The sequence below is a fragment of the Tenacibaculum piscium genome (assembly GCF_021390715.1).
Lineage (GTDB): Bacteria > Bacteroidota > Bacteroidia > Flavobacteriales > Flavobacteriaceae > Polaribacter > Polaribacter piscius.
This window is the reverse complement of the sequence record NZ_JAJGWT010000009.1, coordinates 106,392-120,839: the sequence shown is the minus strand read 5'-3', so window position 1 is coordinate 120,839 and position 14,448 is coordinate 106,392. Positions and strand designations below refer to the sequence as shown.

12 protein-coding genes and 2 rRNA genes are annotated in these 14,448 nt (G+C 30.2%); 9 read left to right on the top strand and 5 right to left on the bottom strand.

The window, feature by feature from the left end:
* The first annotated feature begins 208 nt into the window (after positions 1-208).
* The 4 genes from rrf (L0U77_RS11960) (at position 209) to L0U77_RS09615 (ending at position 2,145) form a co-directional block, all read left to right on the top strand.
* A 5S ribosomal RNA gene (gene rrf, locus L0U77_RS11960) occupies positions 209-326 on the top strand.
* Positions 327-368: 42 nt separating this feature from the next.
* A 5S ribosomal RNA gene (gene rrf / locus L0U77_RS09625) occupies positions 369-477 on the top strand.
* A 478-nt stretch (positions 478-955) separates the two neighbouring features.
* Entirely contained in the window at positions 956-1,423 is a 468-nt protein-coding gene (locus L0U77_RS09620) for a DUF6495 family protein (RefSeq protein ID WP_233897115.1), read from the top strand.
* A gap of 50 nt (positions 1,424-1,473) precedes the next feature.
* Positions 1,474-2,145: a TrmH family RNA methyltransferase gene (locus tag L0U77_RS09615; RefSeq protein ID WP_233897116.1), complete on the top strand. Its 672-nt coding sequence runs from the start codon at positions 1,474-1,476 to the stop codon at positions 2,143-2,145.
* Here L0U77_RS09615 and L0U77_RS09610 read toward each other — a convergent pair.
* The 4 genes from L0U77_RS09610 to L0U77_RS09595 all read right to left on the bottom strand — a co-directional run bounded on the left by L0U77_RS09610 (position 2,138) and on the right by L0U77_RS09595 (position 6,780).
* A complete protein-coding gene (locus tag L0U77_RS09610) occupies positions 2,138-4,456 on the bottom strand; it encodes a type IA DNA topoisomerase (RefSeq protein ID WP_233897117.1) in 2,319 nt (772 codons plus the stop codon). The two genes, L0U77_RS09615 and L0U77_RS09610, sit on opposite strands and share 8 nt — an antisense overlap.
* Before the next feature lie 73 nt (positions 4,457-4,529).
* Complete coding sequence (locus L0U77_RS09605; protein WP_101917240.1) at positions 4,530-4,847, bottom strand: VF530 family protein; 318 nt, start codon at positions 4,845-4,847, stop codon at positions 4,530-4,532.
* A 55-nt stretch (positions 4,848-4,902) separates the two neighbouring features.
* On the bottom strand, positions 4,903-5,700 hold the full coding sequence (locus L0U77_RS09600) for a TrmH family RNA methyltransferase (protein WP_233897118.1): 798 nt from the start codon (positions 5,698-5,700) through the stop codon (positions 4,903-4,905).
* Positions 5,701-5,724: 24 nt separating this feature from the next.
* A complete protein-coding gene (locus tag L0U77_RS09595) occupies positions 5,725-6,780 on the bottom strand; it encodes a WD40/YVTN/BNR-like repeat-containing protein (RefSeq protein WP_233897119.1) in 1,056 nt (351 codons plus the stop codon).
* A gap of 97 nt (positions 6,781-6,877) precedes the next feature.
* On the opposite strand from L0U77_RS09595, the gene L0U77_RS09590 reads away from it, so the two are divergent.
* A complete protein-coding gene (locus tag L0U77_RS09590) occupies positions 6,878-7,855 on the top strand; it encodes a patatin-like phospholipase family protein (protein ID WP_233901091.1) in 978 nt (325 codons plus the stop codon).
* Between the two features lie 269 nt (positions 7,856-8,124).
* On the opposite strand, the gene L0U77_RS09585 is transcribed toward L0U77_RS09590, so the two are convergent.
* On the bottom strand, positions 8,125-9,648 hold the full coding sequence (locus L0U77_RS09585; protein WP_233901090.1) for a S41 family peptidase: 1,524 nt from the start codon (positions 9,646-9,648) through the stop codon (positions 8,125-8,127).
* Positions 9,649-9,881: 233 nt separating this feature from the next.
* Between L0U77_RS09585 and L0U77_RS09580 the strand changes: the two genes are divergently transcribed.
* The 4 genes from L0U77_RS09580 to L0U77_RS09565 all read left to right on the top strand — a co-directional run bounded on the left by L0U77_RS09580 (position 9,882) and on the right by L0U77_RS09565 (position 14,419).
* Positions 9,882-10,094 (top strand): hypothetical protein, encoded by a 213-nt coding sequence (locus L0U77_RS09580; RefSeq protein WP_145993212.1) that lies wholly within the window; start codon positions 9,882-9,884, stop codon positions 10,092-10,094.
* Positions 10,095-10,160: 66 nt separating this feature from the next.
* Positions 10,161-10,670 carry a DUF4252 domain-containing protein gene (locus L0U77_RS09575; RefSeq protein WP_233862001.1) on the top strand — a complete coding sequence of 170 codons (510 nt, stop codon included), beginning with the start codon at positions 10,161-10,163 and terminating at the stop codon, positions 10,668-10,670.
* Between the two features lie 24 nt (positions 10,671-10,694).
* Positions 10,695-13,172, top strand: coding sequence for a M1 family metallopeptidase (locus tag L0U77_RS09570; protein ID WP_233901089.1), 2,478 nt, complete (start codon positions 10,695-10,697; stop codon positions 13,170-13,172).
* 23 nt (positions 13,173-13,195) lie between these two features.
* Positions 13,196-14,419 carry a hypothetical protein gene (locus tag L0U77_RS09565; protein ID WP_233901088.1) on the top strand — a complete coding sequence of 408 codons (1,224 nt, stop codon included), beginning with the start codon at positions 13,196-13,198 and terminating at the stop codon, positions 14,417-14,419.
* Positions 14,420-14,448: the final 29 nt, after the last annotated feature.

The window sequence follows — 14,448 nt, the reverse complement described above, 5'->3', positions numbered from 1 at the left end:
GCCGAGTATTACTAATAACCCATAGGCTTATGTAGAAGTCTTGCGCTCGAAAGGGCGCAAGCACCAACTCTTTTGATTATTTACGATATAATTTTTACCAATATGTTAACTTATACAGTTGAAATATACTGAAACGNTCTTTTGATTATTTACGATATAATTTTTACCAATATGTTAACTTATACAGTTGAAATATACTGAAACATTTTAAGGTGATTATCGCAATGGGGCTCACCTCTTTCCATCCCGAACAGAGAAGTTAAGCCCATTTGCGCCGATGGTACTGCAAGCACCAACTCTTTTGATTATTTACGATATAATTTTTACCAATATGTTAACTTATACAGTTGAAATATACTGAAACRWTTTAAGGTGATTATCGCAATGGGGCTCACCTCTTWCCATCCCGAACAGAGAAGTTAAGCCCATTTGCGCCGATGGTACTGCCAATGGTGGGAGAGTAGGTCGTTGCCTTTCTTTGAAACCTCAATCTATAAAGATTGAGGTTTTTTTTTGTGCTAAACTGAAAGAAATGATTAAAGCTCTTTTTTAATCTATAAACATCATACTGAATGAATTTATTTTAGCATCGTAAAAACTATGGAAAATGGCAAATGAGGATGTGAAACTGAAATAAATTCAGGTTGACGGATTCGATTTATTATTTTTCTCTGATATTTTTTTTCAGATAAAATTTAAAACAGACTCTAATAATTACTACGCGTTTGCCTATCTGTTAAAAAGATTCTTTGAAATGACTGGATTTCATAAATAAAAACTAATTTATGAATTTACCGAAACTAAATAAATAGACTTAGCCCTGATTGAAGCAATTGTTTGAGCTCTTTTTTTGATTTTTCTTCAAAAAAAAGCGAGTGCGGAAAGCGGGAATAGCTTCAAATAAAAAATAATGAAATATTTAATATATCTGATAATTTATTATTAAAATTGCCAAATGAAGTATAGACAACTAACCAAAGAACAATTTGAAGGATTACACCAAGAATTTGCTCGTTTTTTAGCATCACAAACTATAGATGCTAAAGAATGGAAAGAATTAAAAGAACAAAAACCAACAGTCGCACAAGATGAAATGAACGTTTTTAGCGATGTCGTGTGGGATGACGTACTCACCAAAATCCAATATTTAGAACATTTTTCACCAAAAATGGTCAATCTATTTAAATGCGATGAAAATGAAATCCATCGAATTATGATTACCATCGATAAAAATATAAATCTGCTAGAACAACAAGGTTTTGAATGGTTAATGAAAAATCCTAATCATGAAAAAATAGAACTTTTTACAGGAACTAAAAAATATAATAAAGAAAGAAATCAAGAAATTTTTGACCTAATCGAAAAAGGAAGCTCAATATCAAAAGGAGAAATATTTACCTATTTTAATAAATTAACGTCGTAATCATATCTTAAAAATAAAATATAAAATTATTTTTTCAGTATTTTTGCAACATGATTGACCAAGGATTATTAGCATATTTAGAAAGTTTTATTACCGATAAAAGAAAAGAAACATTTAATAACGTTCTGAATGAAAGAACACGTCATTTTACCGTTGTTTTAGAAGATATTTATCAACCTCATAATGCAAGTGCCGTAGTCAGAAGTTGTGATATTTTTGGAGTTCAAGATGTATATGCTATTGAAAATAGATTTACCAATAAAGTATCTCGACACGTCGCAAAAGGAAGTCAAAAATGGTTAAACATCAACAGATACAAAGAAGATGGAGACAATACAAAAGCTTGTTTACAAGATTTACGTGCAAAAGGGTATCAGATAATTGGTACAACGCCACACACGAATTCTTGTGTATTATCTGATTTTGATGTTACTAAAAAATCGGCATTTGTATTTGGTGCTGAAAAAGATGGAATTTCCGAGTATATAAAACAAGAAGCTGATGGTTTTTTAAAAATTCCGATGGTTGGTTTTACCGAAAGTTTAAATATTTCGGTAGCGGCTGCAATCACGTTGAACGATGTTACAGCACGTTTGCGTAAAACAAATATCGACTGGAAATTAAGCAAAGAAGAACAGCGTTTTTTGTATTTTCAATGGATAAAAAACACGATAAAAAATCCTGATAAATTAATTGAATATTATTATAAAGAACTTAATTAGTACTAATAATATTTAAAACCAAGTCTTTAGTCAACGCTTGTCCGTTGGCTATTTTTTTGATGTTATCGAACGTAAATACAAAATCACAACCGTTTTTATAATCAGAACATCCGTAAGCAGATTTTCCTTTTATAACTATTCCTTTTTTACATTTCGGACACGGAATTTTATCAGTATTTGTTTGTGTATTTTTTTCAACTACTATTTGTTTTTCTTCTAGTTTTAAGTTGAAATTTTCATCAAAACGAACTAAGCCTTCTACTTTTTCATTGCTTTTTATGAAACCTTTTAAATTAGTGGTACAGCCTTTGTCGAGCAAGCGAATTAATTGATTTTCAGATATTTTTTTATCCATAAAACTAAAAGGTAATGTAAAACTACAACCAGTTTTATAACTCGAACATCCGTAAGCGGTACTTCCTTTTAATAGCTGCCCTTTTTTACATTTTGGACATTCTTTACCAACGATTGTTTTAATTATTTTTTTAGCTGTAACAGCTTTTTTTTCTTTTGTATTTGAGTTAGGTATTTCATTTTCAGAAGAAATTCGTTTTGTTTTGTTACTTGAACGTACTTCATAAACCAATTCATCCACCATTTTTTTCATATTATTGATAAATGTTCCAGCATTAAATTCACCACGTTCAATTTCTTTTAAACGTTTTTCCCAAAGTCCTGTAAGTTCTGCCGATTTTAATAATTCATTATCAATTAAATCAATTAAATCAATTCCTGTTTTAGTCGGAATTACCAGTTTTTTCTGACGTTCAATATATTTTCTTCGGAATAAAGTTTCAATAATACTTGCACGTGTTGATGGACGACCAATTCCGTTTTCCTTCATTAATTCACGCATTTCATCATCATCAACTTGTTTTCCAGCAGTTTCCATAGAACGTAATAAACTTGCTTCGGTGTAATTTCGTGGCGGTTTGGTTTCTTTTTGTAAAAAACTAGGTTCATGCGTTCCTTTTTCCCCTTTTACAAAAGTTGGTAATACGTTAGTTGTCGTTTTTTTGGTGTTATTTTCATCTTCAAAAACAATACGCCATCCTTTTGATAAAATTTCTTTTCCACTTGTTTTGAAGGATATATCACCAACTTTTCCAATCACAGAAGTATTAGAAACATCACTTTCAGGATAAAAAACAGCAATAAAACGACGGGTAATAATATCGTATACTTGTTGCTGATTATAAGGTAAATTATTTTGAATCCCAGTAGGAATAATCGCGTGGTGATCGGTTACTTTTTTATCATCAAAAACCTTTTTAGATTTCTTTATTTTCTGACCTAATAATGGTTTTGTTAAGGTATTAAAATTGGTTAATTTCCCTAAAATCCCTGCTATTTTTGGGTACACATCGTTGGGTAAAAAAGTAGTATCAACTCTTGGATAAGTTACGACTTTCATTTCATAAAGCTTTTGAACCATTTTTAATGTTTCATCCGCGGAAAAGCCAAATTTAGTATTACAATATACTTGTAATCCTGTTAAATCAAATAATTTAGGAGCGTATTCTTTTCCTTTTTTCTTGGTTACTGAAGTAATTTCAAAATCACTTTCTTTTACTTTATCAGCAAAAATTTGCCCTGCTGCTTTTTTTAAAAAACGACCTTCTTCGTAGCTAAAAAGCGTGTCTCTATATAAGGTTTGTAATTCCCAATATGGCTGTGATTTAAAATTTTGAATCTCTTTAAATCGATTAACGAGCATCGCAAGAGTAGGCGTTTGCACTCTTCCTACGGATAAAACTTGTTTGTATCCACCAAATTTAACAGTGTATAATCGGGTGGCATTTAAGCCTAATAACCAATCGCCGATGGCACGTGAAAAACCTGCGTAATATAAATTATCGTATTGTGATGCGGGTTTTAAATTCTCAAAACCTTCTCGAATTGCTTCTTCGGTTAGCGATGAAATCCATAAACGTTGTACTTCGCCTTTATAACCTGCTTGATTTATAACCCAGCGTTGTATTAATTCTCCTTCCGTTCCTGCATCGCCACAATTAATAACGACATCGGCTTTGTCAAATAATGATTTTACAATTTTAAATTGTTTTTGAATACCTTCATCACCAGTAACTTTAGTATTAAAATGGTCGGGTAGCATCGGTAAATTATTTAAATCCCAACTTTTCCAATGTGGTTTGTAATCTTTGGGTTCTAAAAGTGTGCACAAATGCCCAAAAGTGTAGGTTACCGCATAACCATTTCCTTCAAAATAGCCATCTCGCTTGGTATTCGCTCCTAATATATTCGCAATTTCTCTTGCTACACTTGGTTTTTCGGCAATACAGACTTTCATTCGATTTATTTATTCAATTTGTTTAGAGCTTCGAAATTACTAAAATAAATTGATTTGAATGAAAACTAATTTTTTATTCTTTTGATGCTGTTTTCTCAATCATTTCTAAATAAATATCTTCAACATGTTCTCTCGCCCAAGCTGTTTTTCTTAAAAAACCAAGGCTTGATTTCATGCTAGGATTATTGATAAAACAACGAATATTTACACGTTCTCCTAAATATTCCCAGCCATAATATGCTACTAAACGCTCTAAAACTTGAACTAATTTTACGCCATGAAGCGGGTTATCTAATTGTTCTTGAGTCGCTTGTTTTCTAATTTTTTTAATAGCTTTTTCAGTTGTTTTTTCATATTGTTGATTCTTATCTTGATTACTTTTTATATCCATAATTAAGGTTGTAATTAATCTTTTATTTTAGTGAAATTGAAGATTTTTGCGTTTATTACATCTTAAACGCTCGTTGTCGTTTTGCTTCAAAAGTTAAAATTGCGGCGGCTACGGAAACATTCATCGAATCTATTTGTCCTTGCATTGGAATATTGATGTTTTGTGTGGCTTTTTCACGCCAAATTTGGGTTAAACCCGTGGCTTCTGTACCAACAACTAATGCTGTTGATTTTGTATAGTCGTTTTTATGATATTCGTTCGAATTTTGCAAGGTTGCACTGTAAATATTGATATTATTTTCTTGTAAAAAAGCAATAATTTCTTCGGATGTTCCAACGCCAATTTGATTGGTGAAAACACAACCCACACTAGAGCGTACAATATTCGGATTGAATAAATCTGTTTTTGGGTTTGCTATAAGAACGGCATCGATATTTGCGGCATCGGTAGTACGAAGCATTGCACCGATATTTCCAGGTTTTTCAATACTTTCTAATACCAAAACTAGTGGGTTTTCTGTTTTAAATTGAATTAAATTTATACTAAAATCTTTAGATTTTACAACAGCAATTACACCTTCGGTAGTATCACGATAGGCGATTTTTTGATAAATTTCTTTGGTAATTTCAATACAAGTAGCAGTCGCTACTTTAATAGTTTTTAAAGCATCAGAAGAAAACATTTCAGGGACAAATAAAAGCGTTTCTATTTGATAATTTCCTTTGATAACTAACGAAATTTCACGTTGTCCTTCGACTAAAAATAAGCCTTTCTTTTTTCGCTCCCGAGATTTATCTTGAAGTTTTAATAACTCTTTAATATAAGGATTTTGGATACTGCTGATTTGTTTCATAGAAACAAAAATACCTAATTATACTTATTTTAAAATTAGTTTTCCTATTTTTTTATCACCAGATAACCAAGCCGTATTTTTATCAATAAAATCGATGGCATAATAATTTTCTTCACTTACTTTTTGCCAAGAAATTCCGCCATCATTAGAAAATGAAATTCCTGTTTTTCCTACTGCAAAAATTTCTTTTCCATCGGAATTTGGTACATATTGCACACAACTTTTAAAGCTAGGATTTTGATTTTTAGCTACTAATTTCCATGTTTTTCCACCATCAATAGTAATGGCTTTATTGGCACAATTATCGGTTGGTTTTGTGTAATTTCCACCCATAATAATACCGTTATTTTTATCATAAAAAGCAATAGAATAAATGCCATCACCTATATTTCCTTGGATAATTGGCGTATCAAAAATATGCCAAGAATTTCCAAAATCCGTAGATTTTAAAACACGTGCTTTTTTACCACCTGTACCAATCCAAACGGTATTTTTAACAATTGCAATATTGGTATTACTTGCGGCAAAAAAAGCTTCTCCTTCTGCTAGTTTTGGTGATTTTTCATAGGATAATTTTTGCCAAGAATTTCCACCATCAGAAGTTAAAAGGATAGAAGCACGATTTTCTGTTGGATCGCCCACGGCAATTCCGTGTTTTTTATCAGCAAAAAAATGTAAACTATTATAAAAGACCTTCGGATGTTTTTCAGAATACACAATCTTTGTAGTATCTGAATTTATTTGATACAACAATGCAGGGTTTTCAATCGATAAAGCAAAAATATTTTTATTATTTAAGGCAATACTTCTAAAATTAGGAATAATCGTGTCCTGATAACGTAGTTTTTTGTACTCCCAAGAAATACCACCATTTTTAGTCGTACCGATAATTCCGTTCGACCCTGCATAAATCACCTCTTTTTCACTAATCGATTTTATCGCCCGAATACTCGTGCTTTTTTGTTCAAATTCATTAATTTGAATCGTTTTAAAATTTCTGATAATTCCTGTTTTTTCAGAAGTTTCTTTACAAGAAAAATAACTAAATAAGATTAAAATTAAAATAGTGAAATGTTTCATTTTTTTGATATTTTTACAAGGCTAAAATTAACAAAACCAAGTTGATTATCAGCATAGAAACAGCAAGAAAATATCAAAAAAAATAGTAAAAAAATACATGAAAAAAGCATTGGTAATTTCTGGAGGTGGAAGTAAAGGAGCCTTTGCAGGCGGTGTTGCAGAGTTTTTAATCAAAGATAAAAAGAAAGATTACGATCTGTTTTTAGGAACATCAACAGGAAGTTTAATGGTATCGCACTTGGCGCTCAATGATGTTGATGGCTTAAAGGAATTATATACCAATGTTGATCAAAAAGCAATTTTTAGCAACAGTCCTTTTAAAATAAAAACCGTGCATGGCGAAAAAGTCATTTCTATTCGGCATATAAATACATTTTGGAACTTTTTAAATGGCAGAAAAACTTTTGGCGAAAGCAAAAATTTACGAAAACTGATTAAAAAAAATGTTACTAGAGAAATGTACCATCAAATTCGAAATGATAATAAAGAAGTCGTAGTTACTTTATCGAATTTAACAGCAAATCAAATTGAATACAAAGCGATTTCTGCATGTACCTACGAAGATTTTTGCGATTGGATTTGGGGTTCGTGCAATTACGTGCCTTTTATGAGCTTGCTAGAAAAAAATAATTGTCAATATGCCGATGGCGGTTTTGGAAGTTTAATACCGATTCGAGAAGCAATTTTACGTGGGGCAAAAGAAATTGATGCCATTATTTTAGAAACTGAAGTAACACAAATTAATCGAATTCCTGCTAAAAATCCGTTTTCGTTAATGCTCGATGTTTTTGATTTTATGCTCGAAAATGTTGAACGTCATAATATTACGATTGGTAAATTATCAGCAAAACATCACGATGTGCAACTAAATTTATATTATACGCCCACGGTTTTAACCACAAATACCTTAGTTTTTGATAAAAAATTAATGACCAAATGGTGGAAATCAGGTTATTTATACGCCAAAAAATTAGACGAAGAAAAAATGATTCCTTTTAGACCTGAAATGATTGAAAATCAAGAAATTGAAGAAGGCTTAGAAAATATTGAAAACATCGAAAATAATTTTAATTAAGTATCAATCAGCATAAAAAAACTCAATAACTCAATAAAAAACGAAGAGCCTATTTAAATTTCATTTAAAAAAATTTTATAGTATAAAAATAGAAAATCGAATCCGTCAAACTGAATTTATTTCAGTTTCGCATCCTAATTTGCCACAGTTATTAGCCTTGTGCGATGCTGAAATAAATTCAGCATGACGATAATTTAATTTTTAAACAGGCTCTAAAACTAAAAATCCAGCGATAAAGCTGGATTTTATATTGTAAATGCTAGATTTTTTTACTTAAAATCAACATACATTGTATTATAATCAGGATTTTTCATTGATGAATCCCAAACAAAAGATTTTGGAAAAATTCTTTTTGATGGCACACTTTCTCTAGCTCCTTTGGTAATATATTCAATTGTTTTTGCTAATAAAGGCTCGCTCGAATCGCCCAAAATACCTAACGCATTCGGAGTTTCTTGTATGATAACTTCTGGAATAAATCCATTAGGTTTGTTTTCGCCCTTTTTATTTTGAATCTCCAAAACAATCGGTTGCATTGCCCAAGTATGACTGGTTTTTAAATTTTCGCCAGTACGCATAAAATTATCCGAATCGTACAAAGTTATTGAACCGACATGTTTTCCGTAGGTTTGTGTTCCAACTAATTTGACATCAATATAAGGTTTTAATCCATTGATAACAAGCTCAGAAGCAGAAGCAGAATTTCCAGAAACAATAAAATAAACCCTATTTAAATGTAATCCTTCGATGTTTTTTTCTGAAACAATAGTTCCTTGATTATCTTTATTGATGATTTTATCCGTAAAATTATTGTTGAAAAAATCAGGGCTGAAATTGGCATTTACTTTATGATTCCAAACTTGTTTTGAAAATAATTCACCTGTAAATTGACCTGTAATCATTTGAGCTAAATAACTCGCAGATTGTACAGAACCTCCGCCGTTGTAACGCAAATCAACAATTAAATCGGTAATTGCTTCATTTTTAAAATTTAAAAATTCGGCGTTTAAAGCTTCATCAAAAGAACTCGAAAATTGATTGTATAATAAATACCCAATTCTGTTACTTCCCTGTGTAATTACTTTGGCTTGTTGTATCGGATTTTCTGTAACTTGACTTGTTGTTAATAAAACAGTTCTGCCATTACTAACAGGATTTCCTTGTTGATAATCAGCTAAATGTACTGTAAATGACGCTTCATTAAATAAATCATTAATATTATCTTTCGTGATTTCCGTGCCATTCACTTGATTTATAAGCATGCCTCGTTTGATACCTTTAGTATCGGCATCTGAACCTTTGGAAACATCATATACATAGACGTAATATTTTGCCGAACCATCAGCATAATTTATCGCTTTTATTTTCATTCCTGTGGTTAATCGGATACTTTGAAATGAATTTTCTAACGCAATATAATCCTCAACAATCCAAGAATAAGTACTATTCGGATTCTTCGGATATTCATCATTCATCGATAAAGAACTGTAAAATAAATCTGTAGGATTCTCAAAACCAGCTAAATAAGTGTTTAATTCAACATCGTTTTTAAAACGTGTATCCGATAAATCGGGAATTTTATCTTGCCATAAATAAAAGGCATTTAAACCACGCCATACAAAATGTTGAATTTCGATATTCTCAGGCGTACTTTCTTTTTCACTACAAGATACTAGGGTTATCAGTGAGAAACTAACTAAAAATAAGGAAAGAAATCGGAAGGGAAATCGAGCGGAAAATCGTCCGAAAAAAGATTCAAAAAATGGAATGATACATGCTTTTAGTAATTTCATAAGGAATATATTAACGTATAAGATAAACGCAATTTAATCAATAATAGTATATTTTTAAATATTTTTGAAATAATTTAGCCCCAATACTAAAATATTAATTTATGTATCAACATGGCATTGAATTTGAATGAATATTAGGTGTCGATTTTCGTACTTATGATTCCTTTCTATCAAAAAATAAAATATTAAAAACACTCAAAAAATACTAAATAATGATGAAAAAATATATAAAAATGAGAGTATCAGTCTTAGTATCAGTTGTAATATTAGGTGTTTTATCGATAGGAAATCAAAAATATAAGGAGTATCAACAACGAAAAAAAATAGCAGAAATAACAGAAGCACTCAAGTTAGTTGCCGTCAATTTAAATAAAGGAAATCAAGCATTACAATACTTAAATACCTACGAAAAAACAGTTCAGAAAGTGATAAATGCTGTCAAATAATCAAAAAAAAAGATACAAAAAACAACTAAAAAAATAAAATAACATCAAAATAATACTAAATTAATTATGAAAAAATATATAAAAAATACACTCGTTTTACTTGCTTTTATAAGCATCTCCATAACCAGTTTTGGACAATCAATCTTTGATGAATTAGAAAATATTGAAGAAGTTTCATCCGTAATTGTTAATAAAGATGCCTTCGAAATTCTATCAAAATTTAAAGTCGATGCTGATGATAATGAAGCTATCGAAATCTTTACGATGATTAAAGAGTTGGAAGAATTAAAAATGTTTTCAACAAAAAATACCAGCATCGCTACCCAAATGGAAAAAATGGTGCAGCAAACCGTCGTTAAAAATAAATTGGTAGCACTTATGCGAGCAAATGACCAAAATTCTCGTGTTAAAATTTATGTCAAATCAACAGAAAATAAAAATTTTGTAAGCGAAGTATTATTATTTATCAAAGATAAAAATACCGAAAAAGGAACACCAGAATCTATTATTGTTTCTTTAACAGGAATTATTGATATGAATAAAATGTCTAAAATAGCCGATACTTTTTCTAAATAAAAATAAATAAAATAGCCTAGTTTTATGAAGTTTCAAAAAGCTTTTACATCAATTTCTATAGTCCTAATATCTTTTTTAAGTAGTGCCTTATTTTCGCAATCTGCGACAATTTATAAAGCCGAAACAGCTAAAATTCACGATTTAATTCATACAAAATTAAAGGTCGATTTTAATTTTAAAGAAAAACAATTAAACGGCGAAGAATGGCTAACGGTAAAACCACATTTTTATCAAACCGATAAAATTACCTTAGATGCAAAAGCCATGATTATTCATCAAATAAGTATGAATAATCAGAAATTAGCCTATAATTATGATGACTCTAAATTGATTATCGACTTGCCTCGAACCTATAAAAAATCCGAAGAATTTACGATTTATATAAAATATACGGCACGTCCTGAAAAAGTTCAACAAAAAGGAAGTAATGCAATTACATCGGCAAAAGGATTGTATTTTATAAACCCAACAGGCTTGGATAAAAATAAACCAACACAAATCTGGACACAAGGAGAAACCGAAGCAAGTAGTTGCTGGTTTCCCACAATTGATGCGCCAAATCAAAAAACTTCCCAAGAAATTTATATAACCGTTCCTAATAAATACGTAACATTATCCAATGGGAAATTAGAAAATCAACAAAAAAATAACAACGGAACAAGAACCGATTATTGGAATTTCAAACAAAAACACGCACCGTATTTATTTTTTATGGGCGTAGGGGAATATGAAATTATCAAAGACAATTACAAAAATATTCCCGTTGATTATTATGTAGAAAAAAAATATGCTCCACACGCAAAAGCAATTTTTGGAAATACACCTGAAATGTTAGCTTTTTTCTCGAAAATTACAGGAATCGAATATCCGTGGAATAAATATGCACAAATCGTAGGAAGAGATTACGTAAGTGGTGCAATGGAAAACACAACGGCGGTAATTCATGGCGAAAAAGCGTATCAAATGCCAGGGCAATTAATTGATGAAAATATCCATGAAAATACCATTGCTCATGAAGCTTTTCATCATTGGTTTGGGAATTTAGTAACGGCAGAGAGTTGGAGTAATTTAACCGTCAACGAAAGTTTTGCCAATTATAGCGAGTATTTATGGCGTGAGTACAAATATGGAAAAAATGATGCCGATGCACATTTATTAGAAGATATTGAAGCCTATAAAAATGGGCAGAATTTTGATAAACATTTAGTGCGATTTAACTACCATGATAAAGAAGATATGTTTGATGCCGTTAGCTATAACAAAGGCGGTGCGATTTTACATATGTTGCGTAATTATCTAGGCGATGACGCTTTTTACGCAGGTTTAAATACGTATTTAACTACCAATAAATACAGTACTGCAGAGGCACATCAGTTGCGTTTGGCTTTCGAAAAAGTAAGCGGAAAAGACTTAAATTGGTTTTTTAATCAATGGTATTTTAATAGCGGACATCCGAAATTAGCCGTTTCCTACGACTATAATAAATTACGAAAAACAGTAACCGTAAATATTAAACAAGAGCAAGAAAATACCTTTAAATTTCCTTTTGTTATTGATATTCTTGAAGAAGGAAAATCACAAAAATCACAAAAAATAACACGCCATACTGTTTTTGTAGAAAGTAAAGACGCTTCATTTACATTTCCGTTTGTAACGCAACCAACTTTTATTCAAGTAAATGCCGATGGCGTTTTACTATGCGATATCACCGAAAATAAAGTGTTAAGCGATTATATCAATCAATTAAAATACGCTGAGAATTATCAACATAAAAAAGAAGCTTTAGTGGAGGTTGCTAAATATCAAGATGATAAAAAAGCGTTTAATGCAATCGCAGATGCTTTAAATGATGATTTCTATAAAATTAGAATTTTAGCCTTAGAAAATATCAATCTGGCAAATAAAAATACTAAAAAAAATGTAATCGAAAATATTAAAAAAATCGCCACAAATGACCCGAAAACATTAGTAAAAGCAAGTGCCATCGAAACGTTAGGGAAATTAACAAATCCTGAATTAAAACCCGTTTTTCAAAAAGGTTTGCAAAGTGAATCCTATGCCGTTTTAGGAAAATCATTAGTTGCCATCTATTATATAGATAAAAAATTGGCAATTCAAAAATCAAAAACACTCCCTGTCGATGTTAAAAAAATTATCGCAACGCCCTTAACACGTATTTATTTAGATGAAAATAATCAGGAAGAACTCCCGTTTATCGCTGGAAATGTAATCGAAGGAATGTTTTTAAGTCAGGATAAAAAAATACAATCGCTCTACAAAAAAGCATACGATAAAATTGCTAGTAGTAACAATACCGAAGCAATCAGAAATTTAGCTGATGATATTGTCGCGAAAGGAACACAATACAAACAATATAATTTTGATAAAGTTGGCGTGAATTTATTGCGTCAAGTAGTTCAGAAACAAAAAATAGCAAAGCAACCAACCAAACTTAAAAATATTGAAATTGCTAAAATAGCCATGGCTAAATTGTTACAGTAATTAAAAATCAACCTATAAAACTGATGAAAAAAAAGACAACAAAGCTATTTTTTACAAACATAATTGTAACATTGTTTCTAACAATATTTTTAACGATTTCTTGTAATAGCGTCAAAAATACAGCCAAAGCACTTAACTCTGGAGATTATGAAAAAGCAATGGCCTTATCAATTAAAAAATTAGCGAAAAATAAATTTAAAGCGAAAAATCAACCCTACGTTCTAATACTTAAAAATGCTTTTAAAAAAGCAACCGATAGTGATTTAGCTAAAATAGCGTATCTGAAAAAAGAAGCAAATTCGGCAAATTTAGAAACTATTTATACCCTATATAATCGCTTGAAAAATAGACAAGAAAAAATAAAACCACTCTTGCCTCTTAGAAATATCAAAACAAATAAAAATGTAAATTTTAATTTACAAAATTATGATGCTCAAATTATTCAGGCCAAAGAAAATTATGCTAATTATTTATATGAAAATGCCGTTAATTTGTTAAATAAAGGCTATCAAAATAAAATGAATTATAGAAAAGCATTTGATACTTTTACGCAGTTAAATAAAATATCACCAAATTATAAAAACACCAACGATTTACAAAAACAAGCGCATTTAAAAGGAACAGATTACATTTTTGTATCCTTAAATAACCAAACAAATCAGGTGATACCAAGAAGGCTTGAAGATGATTTGTTAGCAATAGATACGTATGGATTAAACAACTTATGGACGGTTTATCATGCTAAAAAAAATAATTTGGTAAACTATGATTTTGATTTGGAATTAAATTTAAGAAATATCGATATTTCTCCCGAACAAATTCACGAAAAAGAAATTACCAAAGAAAAACAAGTTCAAGACGGCTTTAAATATTTGAAAAATAATAATGGCGGTTATGTAAAAGATAGTTTAGGTGTTAAAATAAAAGTCGCTAATTTTAGAACAATTCGTTGTCAATTATATCATTTTACGCAGTTTAAAAGTTGTAAAGTTTCAGGAATTGTAAAATATTTTGATAATCAAACAAATCAATTACTAGAGCGTTTCCCTATCGAAAGTGAATTTATTTTTGAGCATACTTACGCCGATTATAATGGCGATAGAAGAGCTTTAGAGGAATCTTTTTTTAATTTAACGGTATTGAAATCTGTAAATTTTCCATCAAATGAACAAATGATTTACGACACAGGAAATGATTTGAAAAAGAAATTTAAGCATATTATTACAAGAAATAAAATCAATAATTAAAATAGTAATAATAAGAGCTTGTTTAAATT

Coding starts and splice junctions, on each gene's coding strand:
- L0U77_RS09610 (WP_233897117.1), bottom strand. CDS start 4,456: ATGAAAGTCTGTATTGCCGAAAAACCAAGTGTAGCAAGAGAAATTGCG.
- L0U77_RS09570 (WP_233901089.1), top strand. CDS start 10,695: ATGAAGTTTCAAAAAGCTTTTACATCAATTTCTATAGTCCTAATATCT.
- L0U77_RS09615 (WP_233897116.1), top strand. CDS start 1,474: ATGATTGACCAAGGATTATTAGCATATTTAGAAAGTTTTATTACCGAT.
- L0U77_RS09575 (WP_233862001.1), top strand. CDS start 10,161: ATGAAAAAATATATAAAAAATACACTCGTTTTACTTGCTTTTATAAGC.
- L0U77_RS09620 (WP_233897115.1), top strand. CDS start 956: ATGAAGTATAGACAACTAACCAAAGAACAATTTGAAGGATTACACCAA.
- L0U77_RS09580 (WP_145993212.1), top strand. CDS start 9,882: ATGAGAGTATCAGTCTTAGTATCAGTTGTAATATTAGGTGTTTTATCG.
- L0U77_RS09585 (WP_233901090.1), bottom strand. CDS start 9,648: ATGAAATTACTAAAAGCATGTATCATTCCATTTTTTGAATCTTTTTTC.
- L0U77_RS09605 (WP_101917240.1), bottom strand. CDS start 4,847: ATGGATATAAAAAGTAATCAAGATAAGAATCAACAATATGAAAAAACA.
- L0U77_RS09600 (WP_233897118.1), bottom strand. CDS start 5,700: ATGAAACAAATCAGCAGTATCCAAAATCCTTATATTAAAGAGTTATTA.
- L0U77_RS09590 (WP_233901091.1), top strand. CDS start 6,878: ATGAAAAAAGCATTGGTAATTTCTGGAGGTGGAAGTAAAGGAGCCTTT.
- L0U77_RS09565 (WP_233901088.1), top strand. CDS start 13,196: ATGAAAAAAAAGACAACAAAGCTATTTTTTACAAACATAATTGTAACA.
- L0U77_RS09595 (WP_233897119.1), bottom strand. CDS start 6,780: ATGAAACATTTCACTATTTTAATTTTAATCTTATTTAGTTATTTTTCT.